The following is a 24,488-nucleotide window of genomic DNA, read 5'->3' on the forward strand; positions in this document are numbered from 1 at the left end:
CATTCGCCAATAAGCTGTACAGGCCAGAAAATGCGTCAATATCGACATTCAGCCACTTCCTTGTGGATCGTGAGTTCCTGGATCTCTAACTAGACCACGCGGTCAAGGTCGATCGCGTCCGGGGTCAGGCACAGGCACCAGAGAACGCTTGGTCCCGTGAGGTACGGAAAAGCGATTTGGCGTCTAAGATAACAGTCCTCACCAGCCCGAATGGCATAGCTGCCAAGACGATCTCACAAGACGATATTCAATCGTTCGACACGAGAGCACTGCGTCTCAATTTCTTCGAAGAGCGGGACGTGGGCTCGATCTTTGATCTGGCTGTACTTCTCAGAACAATCGAACGTGACAGACGATCCTATATCATCCGAGGAGAGCCGACGACGAATGCTATTCCGGGGCAGCTGGTTCGGCGGCTGAAGTTCGCGCACGCGGATGGAACGCCACCTATGTTCCGGGAGGTCGACCGTCCCTACGTGATGATCGACATCGACAAACTCGAAGCGCCGCATGGCGTCGACCCGGCTTCACTGGAGGCTGTCGAACATGCCATTCGTCAGCTCCCTTCGGAGTTTCACGACGCGAGTCTGTTTTATCAGTTCTCCGCCAATGCAGGATTTAAAGGCCAGCTGATCAAGCTGCACTTGTGGTATTGGCTTGACCGCCCGATCAGTGATGCCGCGCTGAAGCTCTGGGCTACTGATTACAAAGAACACTATGGCTCCGAGCTCATTGACTCGTCTTTGTTTCAATGTGTGCAGCCTCATTTCGTCGCCGCTCCGATCCTTGATGGTGTTGCTGACCCTGTTGAGTGCCGCTCCGGTCTCATCAAGAAGCGTGTCCATGAGGTGCCCATTGTTTTGCCGAAAGCGCCTCTCGAGCGAACTCGCAAGCGTGTTGCGGGTTACTTGGCGCCCAATCGCTCCATTGAGGAGCTGCTGGGCTCGGTAGGGGACCATCCTGGTGGTGAGGGGTTCAATGGTCCTCTGCTTAGGGCGAGCTGGGCCATGGTCCGTCAGCACGGAACTGAAGCTCACGAAGAGATCAAGGCGGCTCTTAGGAAGGCCATCGTGGCAGCGGAAAAGGCGCCGGGTCGAGAATCCGATATCGCGCGATACACCAGCGATAGGTATCTCGATGATCTCATCAAGGGTGCTTCGGACAAGCAGAAGCTGTCTGGACGCATCGTGCCGGACGTCGAACCGCATTTCACGATCAATGAGGTCAGCGCAGAAGAGGGCACTACTGCATTGCGCGACACAATCGCACGTTACCTTGATGATCCGAATGACATGGTTGTGAGGATTACGACAGGTGCCGGCAAAACATCGACTTTCGTATCTGAGTTGGTAAGGCGTGGGCGATCAGCTGGCCGTGGCTTTATCTTTGTGCCCAACCATAAGCTGGCAACAGAGGTCGCAGGCAGATTTTCTGAAGCGAAAGCGGACCTGAAAGTTGAGGTCATCAAAGGCCGCACGCCGGAGAACTGCCGTGCCCATGAAAAGGTCGAAGCTATTGCAAAGGCGGGTATGCCGGTTCGCAAAACGGCTTGTATCAAAACCACTAAGCTGGCGGATGGGTCGGTCGAAGAGATCAAGTGCCCGTTCTATGAATCGTGCAAAACGGACGGCTATCAGGCGCAGTTTGAGCGAGAGGCGGACATCCACATCCTCGCGAGTTCCTATCTCAGCGTAAATCTGCCTGAAGAATTGCCCGTACCGCGCTGGATCATGATCGACGAAGCCTTCTATAACCATCTGATCGACGTCGTCGAAGTGACGGTCCCTGAACTTTTCGGAGGGCCGATGAGGCGGTTTGGTCCTGCAATCTTCGCGGCGCTCCAAGAGCGCAAGGATGCGCTGTCAGCTTTCGTTGATACCGGCGGGACTGAGGACGATCTGAGTGATTTACTGCGCTACTTCTATGGTCAGTGGCAGCGCCAGTTCAACGGCGTTGATCCGAGCGTGGAAGATACGAAAGTTTTTGCGCATCTCAAGCCTCTGAATCCTGCTTTTCATCTGGTCAACGCTCTGCTCAGGGCGATCAAGGCAGGGCAGACGAGTTGCCCGCAGATCATGCTCAAGACACGAGAAGAGAACGTCAGCGTGACGGTGTCGACCAAACAGATTCTTTTGAGACAAGCGCCGATTCTGAATCTGGATGCGACCGCCGACAAGGAAATTATGTCCCGCATCCTGCCGGATCACGAATTCATTCGCATTGATGTGAAGCAGAATATGTATGTGACACAGGTTGTCGACCATCGCCTTTCAAAGGCGTCAATGACGCTTGATCAACGAGCTGAACAAACACTGGCTCGTTGCCAAAGCGTAATTGATCGGCACGCATCAATGTACCAGAACGCCCTTATTGTCACCTACAAGGCTACCAGGGGACGTTTCAAGGTGCCGGAGGGGTGGCATATCGAGCATTTCGGCGCGTTGCGTGGTCTTGACCAGTACAAGGAAGTAGAAGCGGTCTTCGTCTTCGGAAATAGTCGGCCCAACGAGCATGCAATCGAGTCCCAAGCCGTCGCTTTGGCGAGCGAGAGCGAAGAGCTCAATCTGACCGGCCGTCTGAGCGAAGTGGTGCGAGGTTATCGGTCAAGATCGGTAAGAAAAGGTGTGCGGACGCCGGTGCACCCCGACCCGTTGGTCCAGGCGTTGCTCGAACAGGTGCGAGAGGGCGAGACTATGCAAGCGATCGGCCGTGCTCGGGCTGTGCACGGGAGGGCCAGTCCCGTGCACATCTATCTTGTGTCGTCGATCCCGGTGGACGTGACGGTGGACCGTTTTCTGACGCTTCACGAGCTTGCGGCTGGGGGGTCTAAGCTCGAAATTCTGGCGGGGCGGTTCAACGGCGTAATCCCCCTGTCCCCCGCCTGGCTTGCGCAGAGAGCCTCCGATCTCTTCCAAAATGAGAGGCAGGCGAAGAATTGGCTCAGTCGCAATTGGACTCATCTCGCTAATAATATCTATAGCGGAGTGAGACTCATTGAAGGCAGTTTCCGAAAGGAGGGCCAGAAAGGAGCAGCCCCGACGCGGTTCGCAGTCCTCGGCCGCCACCCCGCTCCGCGCGCGATGTTGGAAGAGTTGGTAGGAGCGCTCAAGCAGTACCACGGTCCGCAAGACACGCACGCGCTCCACTACATGGAGATCAACGGCACCCGTCACTACTATTACTATAGTGAAGCCGATCAGCTTGAAATTCCCGGGCTGGAAGTCTATCGAGGATCTGAGAAACTTTTCAGCGTTCTCAATGACAACACGCCTAGCGCGGATCGGAAAAGAGGCGGTACTGGCTAACTAGGAAATGACTACCAGGAAACGCGGCGACCCATTCACGATAGACGAAGCCAATACGAAGTTGCAGGCGCTGCGTCAGATCAAATCGCCGCCTTGGCGTCCCACTCCGAGTCGTCAGCTTGCGGATATTCTCGGAGTATCTCTGCAGAGCCTTGCCAACTGGCGAGTACGAGGAACCGGACCGGTGCCCGAGCCTCACAAGAAGGGGCAGGGAAATCGAATGATGTACCGGCCGGATGTCGTGATGTCCTGGTTGTCCGACTTCGCGGGCAAGCATGCCGAGCCTTGGGAATTCAATCAGCTCTGGCTGTTCAATCAACGGCTTGAAAGCATGGTTCCCGATCGGCGCGCGGTGGAACTGTTTATCTTACAAGCCGATGCCAGGCGATACTTCTGAGGCGCGGGTATTTTGGAACGCCTCATGCCGCGAATTGGATAGCTAGACCGGGAAGCCGTTTTTACTCATTTCCCTGCACACATTCAGCCATTCAGTTCCGCCGGAGAGACGCTTGTAGAGTCGTTCTCCTGCAGCTGCCATTTCTACGGGGCGTCGACGGCATCCTAGCGGGATATGAATGCCACGCCAGCTTGCGCTAATGCGCCCTCCTTGGTGACTGTGAAAAACGAGATCAGTATCGGGAATAAAGTCGACCGAACTACTGAACTCGGCCGGAGTCACGCTTCTCATCGTGCCCTCTAGTTCGACGACTGAATAAGGCGTGTATGTGTCATTGTCCGGCTGCCATCCGGAAACAATCCGCCAATCCCTGTTCCTATCGCAAAACTTCAAACAATTCTGGTGACTCACATTGGACCTGTATCCGAACCGCTTCATTTCCCGGATTGAGATGCAGGGTACGCGCAGGCTATTAAGCTGCTCAAGGTGCTCTGTAACGGCTATCTCAATTTCATTGGGAGGGGTGCTCCAGAGCAGAAGCAACTTGAGCAGTCTGTCATACGACCGTCCCTCAATTTCTATTTTCATCCTCAATTCTCCGTACGGGATCAATCTGCTCTGTTGTTACGCTATTGCGAGGATGAGGTCAGCCAAAGATTTTGTTTCAATTTGTTTCATTGACAACGCGTATCGGAGTCAATGCGGCAGATCACGACGTAGAGGACCGATACCGCCATTGTCACGCAATAGCAGTTCGGAACCGATGGGTTCGGTGCCAAGCGAGCCGCGCCCTGTGCTTGGCAGTTAATAAAAGAGGTCCCCTCCAGCGTAGTTCTGCCCGTGCGGGGACGCTGAGGTTGGGCGAGAATTGCGGCTGCCCGTCGTCGCCAAAGGCGACAAGCGCGCGGTCGAATGCGGCATCCCATAGAGCTGACAGGAGGAGTCCGTTATGCACATCAAGTCGTTCGGCATCGCTGTCGCATTCGCTCCACGGAATAATGTGAGAGGCACGTAGCAAGGCGGGGTCCGTTATTCCAGTCAGCGGACAGTGGCCTTGCCAGTAGTCCATGAGACGTGCGCGGAAGATGTCCTGTCCGACCCGTTGTATGATGAGCCGCTCAGCTTCTGTGGTTTGGGGCAGGCCGTTCGTCTTATCCCGGAATTCGCGCAGCGGAGCGTCGGGTAAACTGGCCGCCAACTGATAGATGCGCGACAGTACCGTGTAGAGCAACCCTAGGGAATCAAAGGTATACTGAGCAAGTCCGGGACCCGGCATTTCGGTAGGAGAAACGCCGAGCTCCTCGACCACTCCAGCATGATCGATGGCAAGAAACCATGGACCGGACACGCCAATAGAAGCGAGCCAAATGGTTCCCTGCGCGGTTGTTGATTGGAAAGCGGCCCAACCGTTCTCTTCACCGAGTGCACGGCGAAAACCATGTTGCTCAGCGGCCTTTTGACATTCGGTTGAGACGACGAAGGATTGAGGAGTCTCGATCATCAAAAATCTAGCGTAAACAGGCGCTCTTCTGCTGGAGTCGACGAAAGCTTCAAGCACAACAGGTCATGTTTAAGTGCCGCCTCGGATGGAGCAGTGGTCGTCGTAATTATGTACTGAAATGGAGGTGTGCTCGCCTTGCCTTCCAAGCCCAATGCAAAATCGAACAGGTTGGAATATATCGCAGCGTCCAGATCGGCCTCACGGGGGCTATCATGTATGAGGAAGGGCGGCATTCTGGCCTTACCGTTCACTGCAAGGATCATTGCCGCTATGTCGAAGGCCACGATCTTGAATGATTCCACGGCAGCGGTAGACAGGCCGACCCCCCGCTCCAGAAGGATTTCGGTGTGCAGGCCATTTCCATCTAGGCTGATTCTTCCGGTACACCCTTTGGGCATCAAGCCTGCGACAAGAAGCTGAAAGACGCTTTCCAGGTCTCCGACTGCTGCTGCTACTTTCCCCCGTTCTAACTTGATAGAATCACGTAGGCCTTCGATTTTGCGTTCAGCTGTATCGAGGTTTTTGACTACCGTCTCTCGCTCAACCATCTGACGGTCAAACCAACTCGCTTCTCTGACAAGCTCCCTTGCTTTGCTGGCCTTGCTGTCGGTCTCGGACAACTGTTTTTCGAGACGTTCGAACTCGTCATCTATAGCATCCAAATTGCGGTCGATCTGAGAAAGCTCTGACTCTAACTCTGCAATGGTTGCCGGAAGTGCTTTTTGTTGCTCGGCTAGATCTGTCACTCTCTGTTCCGCAAGTGCAATGCGGTTCTTAACGGCATTGAGATCGCATCGTTCCAGAGATATCCCGCATCCGTTGGCCTTCACCTCATCAATGTCGACCTGACAAATAACGCACCTGACGATGGTTCCGCCTTCCAGACGCGCTTGTTCCGTACCGTGTTCCGCCCGCGCAGCTGATAATTCGGTCGGAAGGGTGTTCAACAGGGCCTGCGTGTTCGCTAGCTTTTTGAGCGCTTCGTCTCTTGTGGCTTGAAGAGCTTTTCTTTTCACCTGCAGGCCAGCACTTGGGGGCTGTCCCTTGGCGTGAGAGAGGTTGATAACCTTCGCCAACTCCTCGTTGGCTCTATCGATCAGCTCTCTTCGCACAACTTCATCAGATGGGTCGCGATCCGCCGGCAATGAAAGTCGCTCACATAAATCCTCGAAGCGGCTTTTTTGAACCCAATCAAGGTGGCTCAAATTCTGTCTGAGGCCATCACGCTCTCTTGTATGGGTTCGTACTTGAGTATTGGCTGATACCTCAGCAGCTGACAATGCGCCAATGGCAAGCCGAACAACAGCGAGCTTTGTTTCGAGGGAAAGTTCTTGCGCTGGAGACCCTGACCCCGAACGTTTGGAGCGCCAGTCGAATACATCGTCCAAGCGGCACTCCTGATCGCGCGAAAGCCATGCGAGCAAAACGTCCCACACTTGGTCCGCTTTCAGATTGTCCGGCACCTGATCGCGGTACTTAACGCAAAACCGATCGGAGATAATCGGCGCTATCGTCGGTGGATCGGTTCCCACGAGTAACTGGTCGAACGTGTCCTCAATTCGGTTGGCTTGCGCAGTGCGAGAGGGAAGCTTCATGCCAATCGGCCGCGTTACCACCCAGCACTCGCCGTCAATTATTATCTCTGCGCCGACGAAACCATCGGGCAGCTTGTGCTGCATCAACGGTCGCTGATCTTCATTGGCAAAATGAGGTTCACCAAGACAATAGCGGATAAGACGGCAGAAAGTAGACTTCCCGCTTCCGTGGGGCGTGGCGCCTTTTTCGTTGGTAGCGAGGTCCGGCGACCAAATGACGTTCACGCCCTCACGTAAGGGAATGTCCCGCAGCTGTGTTGCCGCGTTCTCCCACAATGCAATTCGTCTGATCCAGAGACGCGGGCCTCGACAGTCTTCCGGCAAACTGAATTTGATTTCTTGCGGTTGAAAGAGGTCAGGCTGCAAGGCGACCCTCCCGAATGAATGATATGATGTCCGCAGAAAGCTTCGGGAGTTCGTCATCCAAATTGAGAGACTGTAGCCTTGACCAGGCAAACAACGCGCGCCCCACAGCGGGGTCGTCTACGTGTAAGGTGGACCTATCGAGTTTTGGCCCCGCGCTCCATTGGGCTCCATCCGGAGATTTACTCAGAACGGCCGACGACTCAAGCTCGTTGAAGGCTGCACCCCACGCCGCATTAGTAGGCGGCACCAATCGTGTCACGCCGGGAGGGTGCGCCACGATTCGTCTCCATTCCTTGCGATCTGCGTCAGGGAGGAAGTCGTCGAGCAAGCTTGGTTGCAGGCAGGCCAGTGTCGCGAGACGTACACGGCGGTCCTCGGAGGGATTCGGCAAAATGCCGAGCATCGCCCGAAGCTGGGCGCGAATGCGGTCGCGTTCATCGACACCATGCGGCCATGCCCACACCCCAGCGGGAATACTCTCAAGCGGTGGGAGTCGAATGGAGGGGGGAGCGGGCGTGGCGACAGCTTCGGCCAAGCCAAGTTTGACGAATGTCCCATCAGCTTCCATCCGGTCCCAGGCTTCGAGGACGAGGCGGCGGGTGCGGTATTCGCCGTAGTGGCGGATTTCCTTTTCCTTCAGGACGCGGAAGGTTTCAGAGGGGTAGTCGGGGCCCTTCACGTCGGCGGGGTCGAGGATGTAGCGCAGCTCGTCGCGGGTCAGGCCGTAGGCGCGGGTGTAGAAGGCGTCAAGATCGGCGCGCAGGAGGGCGCGGCGGTCCTCGTTCCAGGCGAAGGGCGGACCGTCATGGCCAAGATCGCGGGCGAAGGGGGCGAGGCTGTGTGAGGTGTAGGTGAGTTCCAGCACCTTCGGGGTGATGAAGGCGAGTCGGGCTTCGGTGTAGGAGTCGGGAGGTAGAACGGGCAGCTGCTTGAAATAACCATATGTCAAATGAAGGCCCGCCACCTTGAGGCGGGCTACATAGTCGAACGGCATCGAGTTTGTATTTGCCATCAGACAGACGAAACGACGCGCCTCCAATCCCGTGAACATCAATGGCATGGAATGGCCAACGGCAACGCGCGGGATCACGGAGAAGATGGCTGTGCGTTCGTTTGTCGCTGAGGTCACGTCCTTCCAGCCGATCAACCATTCACGGCTGGTACGATCAAACAATCGTTGCTCGACTGCCAGTTGATCCACCCAGTAGAACGGTTCGGTCTCAAAAGACGGGTCACAATGTTCTTCATGTGTGGTTTCGGGAAGCACGCGATAACCACGGTCATCGCCCCGTGCGCCGTATCCTGCGGCACGGTGGTCGAAGAGGGAAGTCATCTTGCCCTCGTAGAGGGGCACGAACGCGACAGGTCTATTTTCGTTGACCTCGTAGGCTTCCGGGCCGAGCTTTCGCACCAGTTTGAGCCACTTCTGGCGATCTTCGCTGCCGGAATCGTCGACCCACATTGTGCCATCGCGAATAAGGCCCATTTCGCTTAGTTCGACAGCTGTCTTAAAGTCACCGGAGGACGCGCTCATCATGAACATCAGTTGGAAACTGATATTCCAAGGATTGCCATCCTTCGCATCCTCTTCCCAAAGCACAGGGCATCGTGAATAGATTTTGGCGGCGAGTTCTGCATCCGCCCGTGCTCGAAAAACAGGAGCGGTTCTACTATTTGGATTGAGCTTGCCGATTTGGTCCGGGGTGAGGGTGTATTGTCGCTCAGGATCGGTAAGTTGCGATGTATTCGTAAGGAAGCTTGCAAAGCGAGCCAAACCTTGTTCGCGCCCAAGAGAAAGTAGGCTAAACTTTGCTCTTGAATCGACAGCGGGGAAGATGCCTTCGCGGTTCTCAAAATCCACGAGTGCGGACAACCGCTTCTCATCAAACATTCGATTGAACAGCTTTTGATTGAAGGAGTCGTTTGCGATTCCGGATGGCACGACAAGTCCGACCCGGCCGGCAAGGCCCGAAAGATCCATCGATAGCTCAACGAACAAAGGAGCGGTGTTCAGCCTGCCAAAGCTGGAAGTCGGAAAACGCCCAGATTCATGAATGAACTGCTGTGTGGCCCAGATCGCCTGTGCCGCTCTTTCGTAAGTCTCATAAAGCTGCGGCTGCGACTTCTTCAGGCGATCAAGTGTCTTGTCTTTCTGTGCTTTGTTCTTCGCCTCAGCTATTTCAGGTGCTGAATTTGCAAAGAACCCTTCCGGATCAAGCTCGATCTGGTCCCACGGCGGGTTGCCCAGCACAACGTCAAACCCGCCACGCTGCATCACATCCGGGAACTCCAGCGGCCAGTGAAAGGCGCGGGCGTGGCGGGCGGCCTTGGGCGCGTCCATCATCGCCTGCCGGATCTTGCCCTGATTGAGGGCGAGCCACAGTTCTTCGGTCGTCGGCACGGTGCGGGTTGACCTCCCGGCAGGTGCGCCACCTACTTTGGGCAACAAGAAGGCTGCGACATAAAGGTTCGCCGCCGCTGCCGCCCGCACAAAGGCCTGCCCCTTGCGCAGTGCCTCGAATCGCGCCGCCTTGGTTCCGATCTGCTCCACCGTATCTTCGGGCAGTTCTCGGAAGCCCGAGAAATCCAGCGCCAGCGGCTTCATCTCGGGCATGGCAACTTGCCCCGTGCCGAAATCGAACCCGCCCTGACCTGAGGTCGCGGCGCGGTTGGCCTGCAGGTAGTATTTCGCGGTGTCCTTGTCGTCACCCGTCAACGGCTTGTAGGCGGCATCGGGGATGCCGTCCCGCAGCACCTTGAGGTCGAACACCCCCAGCAGCGCATCGCCGCAGCGGATCTGCGCGTCGAAAAAGCCGAGGGGAAGGCCGGGGTCCACCGTCTCGATCCAGAGCGCGACCTTGGTCAGCTCCACCGCCATCGGGTTGCGGTCCACTCCGTGCAGGCAGGACCGCGCGACATCGCGCAGGGCATGGCGGAAATCGGCGAGCGAGGGCGTGCCATCGGCGCGGATGCGGGCCAGTCGCGTGGCGATGCGGCGGGCAGCGGCCAGCAGGAAGTGGCCCGAACCGCAAGCGGGATCGATGACCGACAGTTTCAGCAGCGCCTTGGCCGGATCGTCCGCCTCGGCCTCGGTCTTGTCGAGCACGGTGTCGAGCGCGGCGTCGAGCAGTGCCTGGACCAGGCGGTCGGGCGTGTAGTATGAGCCGGTGGTCTTGCGCTGATTGCCCTTCTGCTCAGCGGCCTCGGAGGCGAAGAGCAGGGTCTTGCCGTCGTCTCCCAGCTGCGGCTGCAGTTCAAGGAGGGATTCGTAGACGGAGCCCAATTCCTCGGTCTCCATCGCGCGCCAGTTGACGGGGACCATGCCGGTCTTCTGGTCAAGCCAGGAGAGGCGGTAGAGCGACTCCATGAAGGCGCGATTGCGCAGGCGGGCGGTTTCGAGGTGGGGCAGTTTGTCGTCTAAGAAAAGGCCGCCAAGGGCCGGCAGAGCAAGTCGCTCTTCGCCATGCGCAAGGGCGCGGAAGACAATCTTGATACCTTCGAAGCGGTCAAAGTGTTTGTCCCATGTCGGGGCGCGGAAGCTCTGAGCTCGCAGCGCCGCGAGGCTGTAGCCGTCGGCATACAGTTTGCGGGCGTCAACGTTGGCTTTGTCCGGATGCAGGAGGTTCCGATCCTCCGCCACCATGAGGAAGATCAAGCGATAGACGAGGCGCAGCAGCTCGTTGAACCATTCGATAAGGTTGACTTCACCGGACTTGAGTTTAACGGCGAGATCCGGATTTGCTTCGAGGAAACCGGAGCCGAGGATCTTGAGCGCGATCTGGACTTGACCTGCCAAGCGGTCACGGGCGGCTTCTCCCTCGCGCGACCCAACCTCACGCCAGCGTTCAAGAGCGCAGTCCGTTGCGGGCGTGCCCGACGCGCCAAACCGGCTGCGGTGGATCAGCAGCCACAGGGTTGTGAAAGAGGCTACATCCTCATTCGTGAAAATCTGTGCCAAGTCGGCTTCTATGTAAGCCGGTCGGGTGAACGAAGCGTTGTCTCGCATCAAGCGAAGCAGGGTGCCGTTGGTGACAAGACCCCATAGTGCTTCGTCGTGTTCGTTCAGATAATCCTGGAGAGCAAAGGCCGGCGAGCGGGAGCGATCCGTCGAAAGCGTTGGACTGCGACGATCGAGCTTTTCTTCGACCGGCGGAACGACCACGATAGGTATTCGACCTCCCCCGATGAATGATGTGGCGCCGTCACTTGGCGTAAGGTCGGTGAAGCCGAATGTCTCTTTCAGAAAGTCGCGCATAAAGCGTCGCGTTGTTTCGGCCGATGGGTCTTCCAGCTTGGCGAAAGCATCGAAATGTGACTGTCCAACGCGGAAGGCGGTGGAAATCTCTTCGCGGATCGTCAAGCCCTTGCGGATACCGTAACTCTCCCGCGTTTCGGTATCGTCCTTCGGATCGGAAATCTGGGCGACCATAGCCGGCGCGATGAGGTTGCCCTCGAGCGTGAGCGACGGCCATGCGGTCATGTCGGTGATGGGCTTGCGCGCCATGCTCAGACCTCGCTCGGCATTAGGACGAAGAGGCCAATCACGTCCGGGGGCATGACGGCTTCGATAGTGACGCGTGATGCGGAACCGGCTGCGGCGCGTAAGCGGGCATGGTCCTCAGCGAGTTCGTCGGCACGTGACTGCACGAACCCGGCCAATGGCCCCTCCAATAAGGCAGGCAACTCCTCTTTCGCCCTAATTGTGAACCGTTCACGGGCTGAGGGGGCCAAGTCGGCTGCAGCGGGCGAGTTGAGCAGGTACCGGGCTGTGTCGCCTGTGGCGACGATCCGGTTACCCTCCATCGCGACAAGCGCTGCCTCTTCCGCCAAAAGAAGCTGCTCTTTCCTGGCATGGATTGTCAGTTTGTAGCGAATGCGGAGAAGGATGAGGCGTGTCATCCGCTCGACGGCTGTTGTCGGCCATGCGCCGACTCGCCCGATGCCAAGACCCGATAGCGACTCGGGGTCGAGGGACGCCTCCACCAGCGCTTCGGCCAACGTTGACGTGAAAGGATGTGTCCGGGTCAGTATCGCGGTTCCCGACGGAGCAGGCTCGTTGATCGCGAAGCGGACGGAACCCGCGATGTTTCTTTGCTGCAGTCGCTCCCTCAGCGCGCCATCGAGAGCGTGGACATGCGCTACCAAAACAGACTTTCGGCCTTCCAGTGGAACACCGAAACGAGACATCGCGGTCTCGACAAAGAGTTTAACATCAGCGGGAGAACCCAGGAGCGATTGTGCCTTCTCCCATTCAGGGGCCACCTCCTTAGGCTTCATCGCATTCTGTGCAAAACGGGTACGCGACTTCTTCTCGTTTTCGGAAGCGTCGCGCCAGCGCGCCTCCATCGCCTTTGTTCCATCGTCCAGTCGGAGGTCAAGCGCCAGCTGTGCCCTGTCGCCTCCGGACCGCAACATCATCGACGCCATAAGCGCATCCGTCACGGGTCCACGCTCGTCCGGAAGTGGTACGGTTACACCCGTCGCTTCCCGAATTTCTTTTGCCTTGCGGAGGATGACCTCCAGAACGGCTCCATCGATCGCGCTGTCGGGCGAGAACATCATAATGGATCGCACCAGCTCAGCGGGTTGGCCAAATCGGTCCACTCGGCCTTCCCTCTGCTGGTGGCGCGTTGGGTTCCAAGATAGGTCGTAATGGACGACTGAATCGAAAAGCTGCTGGAGGTTGATGCCCTCAGAAAGGCAGTCGGTTGCGACAAGGATGCGCTGGATCTGCTTCTCGTCGTCGGGAGAGGCCATATCCGCTACGCGCTCGCGCCGTTCGTCAGGCGTCAGAACGCCCGTCACTGCTTCAATTTTCAGCTTCGGAAAGGCTTTGCGAAGTCCATTGCGGACATGCTCGGCGGTCGCAATGTAACGGCAGAAGACAACCGGATTGGCCCCCTTTTTGATCAGCGGGGTCAGCGCTTCGATCAACGCCGATAATTTTGGATCAGGCCTACCGACTAGCTCTTCGGCGCGTTGGACCAGCGCAAGAAGTCCGGGGTCAGTCTCGAAGTTTGAGCTTGGCTCAATGTCCACTGCATCTTCATCATCCCCGTCCTCATCGTAAATCTGAGGTTCGAGGCGTTCGCTTTCGTTGGTGGCGCGGTTCCGGATAGCGCTGAGAGCTGCTGCCGGTGAAGACCCGACACACCTCATCAAGGCGAGAGTACCCCAGAACGCTAGGCGTTGTTCCCGCAGGTCAGTGCCTGCTTTTGAGACGACGCCAAAACAGTAATCCAGCACCGCTTGATGGAAATCACGGTGATCTTGTGAAAGTCGATAAGAATACTCTCTCGTCTCGTGTTTCGGAAACGCCCGGCTCTCTCCCCAGTCGCCGGATATAAGATCAATGCGACGGCGTTGGACAAAATGTCGAGAAAGGCGCTCCCGAAATCTGGCATCCTCGAAATTCATCGATGCAAAAGAAGGGTCGATTAGAGATAGAAGACGCGCGAAAGCCTCCTCATCGCCGGAATGCGGCGTGGCAGTCAGCATAATGATCCGCCGCTCCGGATCTCGTGCGAGTCCTGAAAGCAGCCCGAAACGCTGTTGCTTCCCCTTGTGGGTGCCAACGCAAGCGTGAGCCTCATCAACGATCACAAAGTTGGGGCAGGCGCGAGCGAAGCCCTCTCGACGTTTTTCTGCTTTGATATAGTCGAGACTGACTACCGTGTAGGGATAGGCGTCGAACAACGTTTGGGCGAGCGGCAAGCTACGTTCGAGACGGGCTGCGGTACCAGAAGTGACAGCAGCCGCGTCGATCCCAAAACGCGACTTGAGTTCGGTCACCCATTGTTCGACCAGGTGCGGCGGGCAGAGGACCGAGAAGGCATCAACCTCACCTCGATCCATTAATTCGCGCAGGATCAGCCCGGCCTCGATCGTCTTCCCGATGCCAACGTCATCGGCAATCAGAAGCCGTGGCACCTGTAGCCGAAGCGCCATCAGGAGAGGGACTAGCTGATATGTGCGCGGTTCGAACGCAAGCTGAGCGGCGGAGCGGAAGGGACCAGCACCCCGGCGCAAGGTCAACCGCATGGCGTCTGCCAAGAGCGCGGCCTTGGACTGAACTGTCGGCGCAGCATTCTCGGGAAGGTCAAACCGCGCGGCTTCGACTGACATAAACTCCAGCGCGGGATCCAGAATGACGGCATCATTCTCGCTTCCGGAGAGAGGACGCAACGCGAGGACGTCGTCGCGGGGTGATGGCAGTGCGACCCACTCGCGCCCCCGTGCACGGACCAAGTCACCAGGAGCAAAGTTCGCAGTCATCAGATCATTCCTTGAACATCGAAGACAGTTCTGGTGGCAGGCCGTCTTCGATCGCGACAGGAAGCTCGAAAAGCGTCCAACCTTTGGCAACTGCTACCTCTCGGGTGGCACTGGAGAGTTTGCCAACTAGCGCTGCGACGAAGTAAGGGCGCCAGACAAACGGCAATTCTTGCTCCGCGAGGGTGATCGGTGTGTCATCAGGCTCAGGGATGCCCGCCGCCTTGAACACCGCCGACCAAGGTTCGCCTTCTTCAGTCTGGGTGCGTCCCGCGACAGGGACAATTTCGCCGCGAGCGAGATCGACAAGAAATTGCTGGGCTTCGAGCCTGGTGCGGTCGATCATTTCATGATCGGGTTGGTTGAAATAAGATAGAAGGCACCGGTAGCAGCCACGAACACAGGCCTCACCTTCGCGACTAGTGAGGAGCCCTGCATCCCCAGCGACTATTGCTTCATCGACCTTGTCGAAGTGCATCAGATCCAGCGCCGCGCGCGCAACTTTGCCCAGAGCGGCAGGGTCCTCAACCAGACGATTGAGAACCCCGGCCCCGCCTTCTGTGGCTTCATAGGCAAGGATTGCTCGCCGATTGTCGCGTGCGGGAAGCGGCTCGCCGAGAACCTCGCCCTCCTCAAGCTGGAAGACAACCTCGACCCCCCGCATCAACGCATGCTGAACCGTGGTGATTGACTCGGGCGCATAGACATGGGGCTCTGTGAACCGAAAGAGGAGTGCGTTTTTATTATCACGCACGATCGGGACAATCCGAACTGGCTTGACAACATCAGGCGGAACATCGACTTCCGGATCCTCGTCCACCGACTTGGCCCAGTAGCCGCTGCGAGGATCGATATGGAATCCAAAGACGGTCTGATCCTTGCGCCGCCTCAACCCCTTGTTGATACGACTAATTTCAGCGCTATTGGCGTATTGCAAACTGAGGATGGACTTGTCGTCGCATCGAAATTCTGCCTCTGTGATTTGTAGGCACCCGTCTCGCTTAGGCCAGGAAAAGACGGTCTGAATGTCAAAACCTTGGCGTACACGCTCTTCGTCATTGGCCGTAATTCGCTCTGCGGGGGCGGCTTCGACGTTGTCAATTCGAAGCGTGTGTTTGACCGGGACCTCTCCTGCCATGGGAGCACCGCACGCATGGCACCGCTCGACCTCTCCTTCGTGGCACGCACCACAGTTCGAACATATGTAAATGTCCTTGGTGGCAAGCTCCGAACCATCTCCGGAACGGGCTTGCGGCGGTAGCTTGGCCTTCATCACACGGTAGGCACGTCCCTCGTGATAGATCAGGCTGCGCGGTCCGAACTCCGAAATAGCCAAAAAACGAGCACGCTGGAGGAAGGAGCCGGATTTTCCTTCTCCGGGCACGAAGGCATAGAGTGGAAGACGCGGAAAATTGTACCCGGGTAGAAACCCCTCGGTTGCGAGGTACCGATAGGAATAGAAATCCGAGCCATTCGACGCTTTGCCCTGCTCCAGAATTGCAATCTGATCGCTCGCCTGCATCTGCGCGGCTTTGATCTTGCGCCGGTCGGCACCTGATAGACCGGTGATCTCAGAGCGGATATTTGCTTCCATCAACTGGGTCCTCGCCGAGTCGTAGAGCTCCCGCCAGCGTTCAAAGGCGCGATCGAACTCTTGCGGAGCGCGCATAGCGACCTCAAGCACGAAATCATCCGGATCGCCCATCCAGACAGGTTTCAGATCGTTCACCGAAGACAGTATTTGGTCGAGCACCTGTTTCATGGGTGCTCGCGCAGTCGTCACCAGACCGGGCTGTCGAATGACCTGGAGGATCTCTTCTTTCAGCGGGTATTTCGTCTGCTTGAGGTCAAGAATTTCTGGAATGTCGGGTGATAGAGCCAGACGCGCCTCGGCCAGCCAAACGGCGTGCAAGTGCGATCGAACAAGTTCCTCGTTCGTGATGTCGAGGGCGGGCGGACGGACTATCCCCGCAACCATGTCGTTACGCCGCTCAAAGAAATATTGGTCGTGAGGTGACTGAGCGGCGCAATAGGTCACGATAACCGCAGCTTGTCCGGATCGTCCGGCCCGACCCGCGCGCTGGGCATAATTCGCAGGCGTTGGGGGTACGTTTCGCAGATAGACGGCGTTCAGCGCTGAGATATCAACACCAAGCTCCATGGTTGGAGAGCAAAACAACACAGGCAAAAACTGATTTGACTCGCCGGTGGCCTTTATCTCAGCACTGTTCTCTATGAGTTTCTCGCGATCGTCAGCCTCGAAGCGAAATCGCCACTCGCGCCATTCACGTTGCTTCTGCGAAACCTGCGCTGTGTGTTCGCGTCCCTCTTGACCCCAATAGGTGCTGTACCCGCTCTTTAAATCGGCGGCAATCGTGTTGTAAAGATCGTGGAAATATCGATTGCCTTTGGCAGCGCCTTCCAGCACAGCTTGTCCGGGAACCAACCGGACGGCCGACGGAGACAGTCGCCAGCCATGGAGGTCAGTGTCGACCTCAACTGGCGACACAAGTCCTTCTCGAGCAAAGAGCTCCATGAAATTCGTCATGAGAGTCAAGTATTCTGCCTTGCCGAGTTTCTTCCCGATAGCGCTCTTTCGGTTGATCCTACGCGCGATGCGTGAGTTATGACCTGCACGGATGATCGTCTGTTCCTCCCGAAGGCCTACTCGGTCTTTTCCGGGCGCTTGCAAGAAAAGGGTCGTCCGTCCTCGCGGCATTTCTTTCTGGTCTATTGCCCACGGGCTACGCAGAAGAGATCGCGATTTCTGAGCAACCGTATCGAGGATCGCCAAATCAAGCGCTTCCGTGCCGACGGCCAGTCCTTCAAGCATCGATCCGAGAATGTCGGAAAGCACCTTTTGACGTCTGCTCACTTCCAGAGCGGCGAGTTCCGGGAGAATAGCGGCAAGGCTATCGCCATCTTCGGCGATATCCTTGAGGCCGACGAAGTCGACGTCCAAAAGCTCCAAGACGGAAAGGCTCGGATTAGTGTAGCGCCAACCGCGACGCAAATCCGTCCAGACCCGGTGCGCCAGCACTTTAGCTAGTGCGCGCTGTGCGTCTTCTCGGACCACGGCCCCTACATCTGGGTCTAGCATCCAATGGATACGCGCGTCTTTGTTCGATGCGGTAAACCCGAGTGCCTTGACAACGCGGAGACCGAATTCGTCCTCTGCCAGGCCGTCCTTACCAGCATCGAGGACCGCCCGTAGAATTGCACCGCGCAGAAGACTTACGAAGAGAAAATCGTTGAAGTGCCCAGCCTGTAGTGCGGCATCCTGTCTATTGTCAGTGAATCCAAGCAGTTTGCGTTTCTCGGCGGGAACGCCGCTTTGACTCCCATTCATCCATTCAAGTGCTGTCGACACAAGGTGGGTCGTCGCGGAACTACGACCTTCGCCTGAAAGCCCAGCGAGCTTGCTTCGTTCGCGCATGCTCGGGTGCGGCTGGTCGAGGCAGCACGGACAGAAGCCGAGCTTACCCGGGATGAACCAAAACGATCTTCCGGAACTGCTGTATCGACCATCAGGACCGACAGCAACCATACGCGGCAGTCTAGCCTTACGGTTAGCGCGCAGGCGTTCAATGCCGTTTCGCTCTTCGCGCCAGTCTTCCGGGTAGTTCTCAATATCCCCGTTGAAGACATATTCACTGCCCTCCGCAGCCGTGGGCGTGAGATATCCGGCGATGTCGTCTTCTTGATCGTCGATTGGTGTATCGTCGATGCTTCTTGGAGTAAAACGTTCGCCGTCGGCGTCTTCTGTCTTGGTCACTACGTGGAACTCGTGACCACACACGCGGCAAAAACGGGTCGGATACAGGCGATTGCCCGGTGTATCCGGGTCTTCGAGTTGTCCTTCGAACAGGACTTGTCGCGGCTGTGCCGTGAGAGTCGTAAATATCTCGCCGGCGCCAGAAATGAACCTATGGAGTTTGAATGCCAGAAATGCTGCTGTGTCCGTTCCACCGCGTTCGTTTTCCGGCAAGCTCACTTTTGTAAGGAACTTCTCGAAGCTGACCCTGCAGGTTTCCGGATCGACTCCGCTATGTTTTGCCAGCAATGCGACTGCATGACCGAAAGGGACCGGCTTCTGGCGTTTGAGTTCCTTGCCGTCGTCAAGACCAATCGCGAGCTCGGCCCAGACCGCCAGCGGATGCCGCCGCAAAATCTCGTCCGTCAGAACATCCGGGAGATCTTCGGTCAGGACCGCTGCGAGCTTCGGTCGAATATCGTCGAGCTTGAGCAGATCGTCCGTGGCGCGCTGAAGCGATTCGTCAATCACCGCGTCAGGTCCGATCGAGACACCGAATAGGCGCGAAGCGACACTGGAGACTGCCTGTGCCCTGCCGGTATCCGATCCCTCGCTAGCCATCGTGGCTGACGTTCCGATGCAGATCGGTGACCTGTCTGGCGCGCAACGGTTCCTGAGCCGCCGCACAAGGATGGCTACGTCTGCGCCTTGTCGACCGCGATAAGTGTGGAGCTCATCAAGTACGATGAACTCTAGACCGCCAGCATTCTCGATAACCTTGGTGTCCAGATCATCCTGTCGTGTCAGCAACAACTCGGCCATCATAAAGTTGGTAAGCAGGATGTCCGGTGGGTTGTCTGCTATCCGCTGGCGATCTTCTTGGCTTTCCTGGCCTGTGTAGCGCCGTACGATGGGCTTCAGTTCCTGAGGTAGGCCCGATTGAGAGATGAATTTCTCGATCTCCTTGATCTGGCTATTGGCGAGCGCATTCATCGGGTAAACGATAATTGCTCTGGTCTTCCGGGGTTGCCCGCGCTTTCGTGCCTTCACGATGGCATCAACGACCGGGACAAAGAAGCAAAGCGACTTCCCTGAGCCGGTTCCCGTTGTGACCACGTAACTCTGACCTGCCCGAGCTTTGGCTATGGATTGTGCCTGGTGCCGATAAAGCCGGAGTGGTGTCGTGTCGAATCTAAAGATTTTGCCCGTGGCCTCGTCGAGGTCTCCGGACCTGACCAGATCGTCCACGGTCGGCCCGGACAAATAGCGCGGGTTCAACGACAGGAGTGCGTCTGGCCAAAAGCGACCTACAGCATATTGGTGTTCGATCTGAGCACTTAGGTCGTCTGCCTGAATAGTTGTAAAAGACCGTGAAAATCGGGCGTAAGAGTCGATTAGATGATGCTCAAATTCGAAGGCCTTCATTGACTATCCCCAAGCGTGCCGCCGACGATGCATACATAGTCAGGAGCAGGCTCCGACCGTGCAGTACGTTGTTTTTCTGTCTGGGAGACCTCATTGGCGAGATTGAGAGTCTAATAGACTCGCGGCGGAGCAGTCGCCGAACAAGGGTTGGAACGATACGCCCCCAAAGCCTCTTCCCCCAGCACCCTTCGTTCTTAGGAGGTTCCAGGTCCTAAGAATGCAAAAACCTAGCGAGCATAGGAGGAAAGGGCAACGAGATTTGCCGTATTCCGCTCAGAACATCCCGACGCGCGATAAAAACTGTGCAAGCGCTTTCTGCCTGAGCAGACGCCTCGCGACCGTCTCATCAATCCATGCTACGAAGGTATTCAGGGTAGGGTCTCCGGATCGGATGACTGAGCCCGAAGCAGGGACAGGAAAGCTTCATACTGCTGGATCTGCATCATCGTCTCAATGCACGCGTCCATGGCACGGTGGCGTTCATCGTCGAGTTTCTGTGGCGGGCCCTGCCATCCTGCTGTCGTGTTTTAGTTTACTTTAAGTGCCTGTTGTCCTCCGCGCGGTCTTTCTCGGCCGCCGCATAGATCTCAACGCCGACGAGAAAGTCGATCATCTCGTCCTCAATCGCCCGGCGTACGCCATCTTTCCAGTTTCGGCGCAGATCCTTGTGATGGAGATCGTCCAGAGCAAGCGTGAGCTTTCCCGCTATATGCGCATCTTCCTTCAGCGACAGGCAAAGCTCCTGACCGTCAACTATGAGTTTGGCGCCACCGGTATCATATCTCCAAGAGTACCCGCATGCTTCAGTCGCCCGGAAAATGTCATTGACCAAGAGGACCGTCCGGCTGATGGCACTGGGCGAGATGTCGATGCGGAAGCATTCATTGATGCAGATTTTGTAACGCCCCTCAGACGGGAGAGCCTTATCCAGGGCCTCGGCAAGAGCCTTGGCGGAGTGATGGAGTCGGTCATCTGATGCCTCGGCGGTCGTCTCGCTGCCGTAGATGACCACCTGTTCGATAGTCTTCTTCTGCGCCTGCGGCAGAGGTGTTTGCTGGACTTTCTTCCCTGCGTTGATCTTCGCCCAGTGTCCCGCCGGGGGTACAGGGATCTCGTGGTTAACGCAGATTTTCCGGAGACTTGTGCTTGAGATGCCGAAGTCCTTCGCTGCGTGGATCATCGGCTTCTGCCATACGAGGTTGTAGAGAGCTTCTCTGCTGATCTTTTTCGGCATGTCGTTCTTGTTATTGGGATGAATTGGGTATGTGGAGTCTCAGGACTCCCATTCAAGTACTAGTAGTGAGGTGGACGGATGATTTTTGCGCGGAGCTCGCCTCTGCCTTTTGGGCTCACTTCGCTATAGATATTAATAGCGAAGTGAGTCCAATTCAGAGGGGTAGCTGAAGCCCCCCACCCAGGCAGCAATCAAAGCCCCGCGCTAGTCTGCCGCATGAGCTTTTTCCGCCGGTGAAATTGTTCTGAATTTTTTCAATCTCTCCGGACAGTGTTTTGGGGGACCACACGATAATTCCGACTTTCTTCCGTAGAAAAAGGTGTACTCCCCTAAGGGCCACTAGTCGGTCGAGAAAGGCCGGGAGGCAGCGACTGGCGGTGTTCTGAACTTTTTTCGGCGGAGCGGGCCGGATCCAGCTTCAAGGCCACGTTCTCGGCCTTGAGATGCGTGTAGCGGAAGAGCATCCGGCCGTCGCGATGTCCCGTGATGAGCGCCACCTCCGGCACGTTCAGCCCCATCTCGAAGAAGCGGCTGGTCGCTTCATGCCGCAGGTCGTGGAAGCGCAGGTCCACGAGCCCGGCCTTCTTCACGATCCGCTGCCACGAGAGCTTCACGGCCTCCGCCGACATCGGCAGGACCAGATCCTCCTTATTGGGCAGCTCCCACAGTATACGGATGGCTTCGGGCGTCAGCGGGACGGTGCGCGAGAAACCGTTCTTCGTGAGCGGCAGATGCGCCGTCCGGGCTGCGAGGTCGATATGGCGCCACCGAAGGCCGAGCAGCTCGCCTCGCCGCATGGCTGTCTCCACCGCCAGCCTGATGACGGGCTCGATCAGCTTGTTGCGGCAGGTTCTCGCGGCCTCGATCAGCGCTTCGAATTCGCCATCCTTCAGCCGCCGGTCCCGTCCCGGCGGACGGACGAGCTTCCTGACCATCGTCACGGGGTTGTGCGGGATCGGCAGGCCCCATTCCTGCTGACCGATCTTGATCGCGTGCTGGATGAGGTTGAGGTCCTTGTTGACGGTTGCCGGGCCGACTTCCTCACGCCTCACATCCCGGTACGCCGCCAGATGCTTCGCCGAGAGCTGCTCCAGCGTGTAGGCGCAGATCGGCCGTCTGAGTAACGCCACAAGTACGGCCGTTTCAGGATCGCGCCCCCGCTTCCTGGGCGTGATTTCGTCTTTGTACCGATGAAGAAGGTCGCCCAGCGTCAGCTGCGCGAGAATGCGCGGATCATCGCGCAAGCATCCGGTATCGGCCTGATGCTCGAGCTGTCGCGCCCAGAGCGAAGCGTCGGCCTTGGTCGGGAAGCTCTTCGAGAGAGGAGGGAGCCCTTTGCGGCGGACGACAACCTGCCATGTGGTGCCGCGCTTACGAAACGTCGCCATCGATTTCATCCAGTGTGACAAAAGTGTGCCAAACCGGCGTTTCAGCGATTTTTCGTGGAATGGTCCGAGGAGCTAACCCATTGAATTTTCTTTGGAATTCAATGGTGGACGGTACTGGACTCGAACCAGTGACCCCTGCGATGTGAACACAGTGCTCTACCAACTGAGCTAACCGTCCGTCCGAGGTGCCCGTCTATAGGCTTTGCTCCCGCGCCAAGTCAAGCCGTTCAGGCCGTTGCGGCCGTGGCTTTCGCGACCGGCCGTCTGCGTTATGCTGAGGGCCAATAAGGCGCCAAACGGTGCCGCGAAGCGGGAGGATCGTCATGGCGGAAAAACCCGGCCTCAGGGCCTTGATGACACTCGGCCGCGTGGCCGTCCGGGCGCTGGGGCGCTCGCTGAAGCCACGCCCGCTCGGTCCGGCGGCGGGGCAGCCGTTCGAGCGGACAATGAGTTCGCTTATCGCCGATCCCGGCGTTGCCGCCTCCATTCGTGAGGCGCGCATCGTTGTGCTCCGGCCGGAGCAAGGCTGGCTCCCGGCCGGCATCGAAATCGCGCCGGGCGATGAGGTGACCGTGCTCGCGGCGGGCGGCTTCTGGGCCTCGAAACCGCTCGATCTCGGTTTCGGCGCGCGGATCGGCGTTTGGCTTCGGGCCGGCGAGGCGGGCGCGATCCTGAAGACCCCTTCCAGCGCCGCGACCGTCCGCATGGAGGGTGGTGGCCCGCTCCGGATCGTTGCGAAGCCGCCCGGCGAATGGGCGGACGAACGGGGCACATTCGATCCCGCTTTCCCGCGCGGCGGCGTTACCGGCGAAATCGGCGCCTGCGTCATCGTCTGGAAGGGCTCCGCTCTTGAAGGGCTCGAAGCCATGGCGCGTGCCGGCGATTATGAAGGTCTCGTCGCCGATGCTCTTTCCCGCGCGCGCAACCCCGTCGCCGCCCCCGTCGGCTGGCGCTATCTGTGGCGTCTTGGCGACGGCGAAATTTTCCGAGACGCCGCGAGCGAGCATGGCCACGCCATCTGCTGCCACACGGCGGGCGATGTCGGCATCCTTCAGTTCCCGGCGGACTTTCCGCTGACGGAGAAGACGCGCCTGCGCTGGCGCTGGAAGGTGGACAAGCTGCCCTGCAGCCTCCCGGAAGACATCCAGCCGACGCATGACTATCTCTCCATCGCCGTCGAGTTCGACAATGGCCAGGACCTCACCTACATGTGGTCGTCCTCGCTCGCCGAAGGCACGATCTTCCGCTGCCCGCTGCCATATTGGGATCAGGTCGAAACCCATTGGGTGCTGCGCTCGAACCCCGGCCATCTCGGCCGCTGGCTCAACGAGGAACAGCCGCTCCAGGCCGACTACGTGAAGGCCGTCGGTGCGGCGCCGCGGCGCATCGTGAAAGTCTGGCTGATCGCCGTCAGCGTCTTCCAGCGCAACGAGGGCATCTGCGAATATGCCGACATCGAACTCGTCGACGGCGACAAGGTGCTGAAAATTCTCTAGCCGAAATGCGCCGGCATCAGCTTCGCCAGCGCCGCGCCGAATTCGTCGAAATGATCGATCACGACATCGGCGCCAAGCTCCGGCACCGGCACGCGCGTATAGCCGAAGCTGACGCAGATCGACGGCAGCCCCGCATTCTTCGCCGCATCGATGTCCGTCTCAGAGTCGCCCACCATCACGGCGTGGGCCTTGTCGCCGCCGAGCAGCCGGATCGCCTCGAAGAGATGTTCGGGATCTGGTTTCTTCACGGGCAATGTGTCGCCGCCGATCACCACCGGAAAATAATGGTCGATCGCCAGCATCTCCAGCAGGCTCCGCGACAGATGCTCCACCTTGTTGGTGCAGACCGCCATCAGCGCGCCACGCGCCTCCAGCATGTCGAGTTGAGCGCGCACTCCCGGCCAGAGCTTAGTGTGGTCGGCGATATGCTTGCCGTAATAGGAGATGAATTCCTCGAAGCTCCGGTCCAGAAGCTCTTCGCTCGCCGGCTCCCCCGTCTCGCGGAAGCCGCGGTCCAGCAGCAGCCGCGCACCCCCGCCGACGAGATGCCGCACGCGCTCTTCCGGAACGCGGGCCCGGTCATGCATCTCCAGGATGATGTTCATGGTCTCGCAGAGATCGGCCGCCGTATCGGCGAGCGTGCCGTCGAGATCGAAGAGCAGGGTAGGGCGTGGCGTGGCGCGTGACATGGCGGTACCGGCAAAATGAACCCGCGCCTGTCTCGCACGGGGCCTTGTGCGCTGGCAAGCGCGGAA

At 57.9% G+C, this 24,488-nt stretch carries 11 protein-coding genes and 1 tRNA gene; 3 read left to right on the forward strand and 9 right to left on the reverse strand.

What is annotated here, in order from left to right; translation table 11 throughout:
• The first annotated feature begins 176 nt into the window (after positions 1–176).
• Positions 177–3,305 (forward strand): hypothetical protein, encoded by a 3,129-nt coding sequence (locus tag Q8K09_RS07070; RefSeq protein ID WP_305254262.1) that lies wholly within the window; start codon positions 177–179, stop codon positions 3,303–3,305.
• Between the two features lie 7 nt (positions 3,306–3,312).
• Entirely contained in the window at positions 3,313–3,702 is a 390-nt protein-coding gene (locus Q8K09_RS07075; protein ID WP_305254263.1) for a hypothetical protein, read from the forward strand.
• 739 nt (positions 3,703–4,441) lie between these two features.
• Here the strand turns inward: Q8K09_RS07075 and Q8K09_RS07080 are convergent.
• From Q8K09_RS07080 to Q8K09_RS07115, 8 genes are all read right to left on the reverse strand, one after another.
• Positions 4,442–5,203 carry an HNH endonuclease gene (locus tag Q8K09_RS07080; protein ID WP_305254264.1) on the reverse strand — a complete coding sequence of 254 codons (762 nt, stop codon included), beginning with the start codon at positions 5,201–5,203 and terminating at the stop codon, positions 4,442–4,444.
• Positions 5,203–7,164, reverse strand: coding sequence for a hypothetical protein (locus Q8K09_RS07085; RefSeq protein ID WP_305254265.1), 1,962 nt, complete (start codon positions 7,162–7,164; stop codon positions 5,203–5,205). The genes Q8K09_RS07080 and Q8K09_RS07085 overlap by 1 nt, the downstream gene beginning before the upstream one ends.
• Complete coding sequence (locus Q8K09_RS07090; protein ID WP_305254266.1) at positions 7,154–11,668, reverse strand: N-6 DNA methylase; 4,515 nt, start codon at positions 11,666–11,668, stop codon at positions 7,154–7,156. The genes Q8K09_RS07085 and Q8K09_RS07090 overlap by 11 nt, the downstream gene beginning before the upstream one ends.
• A 2-nt stretch (positions 11,669–11,670) precedes the next feature.
• Positions 11,671–14,439, reverse strand: coding sequence for a DEAD/DEAH box helicase (locus Q8K09_RS07095; protein ID WP_305254267.1), 2,769 nt, complete (start codon positions 14,437–14,439; stop codon positions 11,671–11,673).
• A gap of 4 nt (positions 14,440–14,443) precedes the next feature.
• A complete protein-coding gene (locus Q8K09_RS07100) occupies positions 14,444–19,615 on the reverse strand; it encodes a DEAD/DEAH box helicase (protein WP_305254268.1) in 5,172 nt (1,723 codons plus the stop codon).
• A 532-nt stretch (positions 19,616–20,147) separates the two neighbouring features.
• The gene (locus tag Q8K09_RS07105; protein WP_305254269.1) at positions 20,148–20,849 is read right to left on the reverse strand and encodes a hypothetical protein; all 702 of its coding nucleotides are present in this window, start codon (positions 20,847–20,849) and stop codon (positions 20,148–20,150) included.
• Positions 20,850–21,178: 329 nt separating this feature from the next.
• A complete protein-coding gene (locus Q8K09_RS07110; protein WP_305254270.1) occupies positions 21,179–22,237 on the reverse strand; it encodes a site-specific integrase in 1,059 nt (352 codons plus the stop codon).
• A gap of 102 nt (positions 22,238–22,339) precedes the next feature.
• Positions 22,340–22,415, reverse strand: a tRNA-Val gene (locus Q8K09_RS07115).
• Positions 22,416–22,560: 145 nt separating this feature from the next.
• On the opposite strand from Q8K09_RS07115, the gene Q8K09_RS07120 reads away from it, so the two are divergent.
• The gene (locus Q8K09_RS07120; protein WP_305254271.1) at positions 22,561–23,733 is read left to right on the forward strand and encodes a DUF3047 domain-containing protein; all 1,173 of its coding nucleotides are present in this window, start codon (positions 22,561–22,563) and stop codon (positions 23,731–23,733) included.
• Here the strand turns inward: Q8K09_RS07120 and Q8K09_RS07125 are convergent.
• On the reverse strand, positions 23,730–24,422 hold the full coding sequence (locus Q8K09_RS07125; RefSeq protein ID WP_305254272.1) for an HAD family hydrolase: 693 nt from the start codon (positions 24,420–24,422) through the stop codon (positions 23,730–23,732). The genes Q8K09_RS07120 and Q8K09_RS07125 overlap by 4 nt on opposite strands.
• Positions 24,423–24,488 lie beyond the last annotated feature (66 nt).

The organism is Pseudomonas sp. (assembly GCF_030683065.1).
Lineage (GTDB): Bacteria > Pseudomonadota > Gammaproteobacteria > Pseudomonadales > Pseudomonadaceae > Aquipseudomonas.

Excerpts from the sequence above, each read along its gene's own strand:
- Q8K09_RS07075 (WP_305254263.1), top strand. The coding sequence starts at position 3,313 with ATGACTACCAGGAAACGCGGCGACCCATTCACGATAGACGAAGCCAAT.
- Q8K09_RS07080 (WP_305254264.1), bottom strand. The coding sequence starts at position 5,203 with ATGATCGAGACTCCTCAATCCTTCGTCGTCTCAACCGAATGTCAAAAG.
- Q8K09_RS07090 (WP_305254266.1), bottom strand. The coding sequence starts at position 11,668 with ATGGCGCGCAAGCCCATCACCGACATGACCGCATGGCCGTCGCTCACG.
- Q8K09_RS07095 (WP_305254267.1), bottom strand. The coding sequence starts at position 14,439 with ATGACTGCGAACTTTGCTCCTGGTGACTTGGTCCGTGCACGGGGGCGC.
- Q8K09_RS07100 (WP_305254268.1), bottom strand. The coding sequence starts at position 19,615 with ATGAAGGCCTTCGAATTTGAGCATCATCTAATCGACTCTTACGCCCGA.
- Q8K09_RS07105 (WP_305254269.1), bottom strand. The coding sequence starts at position 20,849 with ATGCCGAAAAAGATCAGCAGAGAAGCTCTCTACAACCTCGTATGGCAG.
- Q8K09_RS07110 (WP_305254270.1), bottom strand. The coding sequence starts at position 22,237 with ATGGCGACGTTTCGTAAGCGCGGCACCACATGGCAGGTTGTCGTCCGC.
- Q8K09_RS07120 (WP_305254271.1), top strand. The coding sequence starts at position 22,561 with ATGGCGGAAAAACCCGGCCTCAGGGCCTTGATGACACTCGGCCGCGTG.
- Q8K09_RS07125 (WP_305254272.1), bottom strand. The coding sequence starts at position 24,422 with ATGTCACGCGCCACGCCACGCCCTACCCTGCTCTTCGATCTCGACGGC.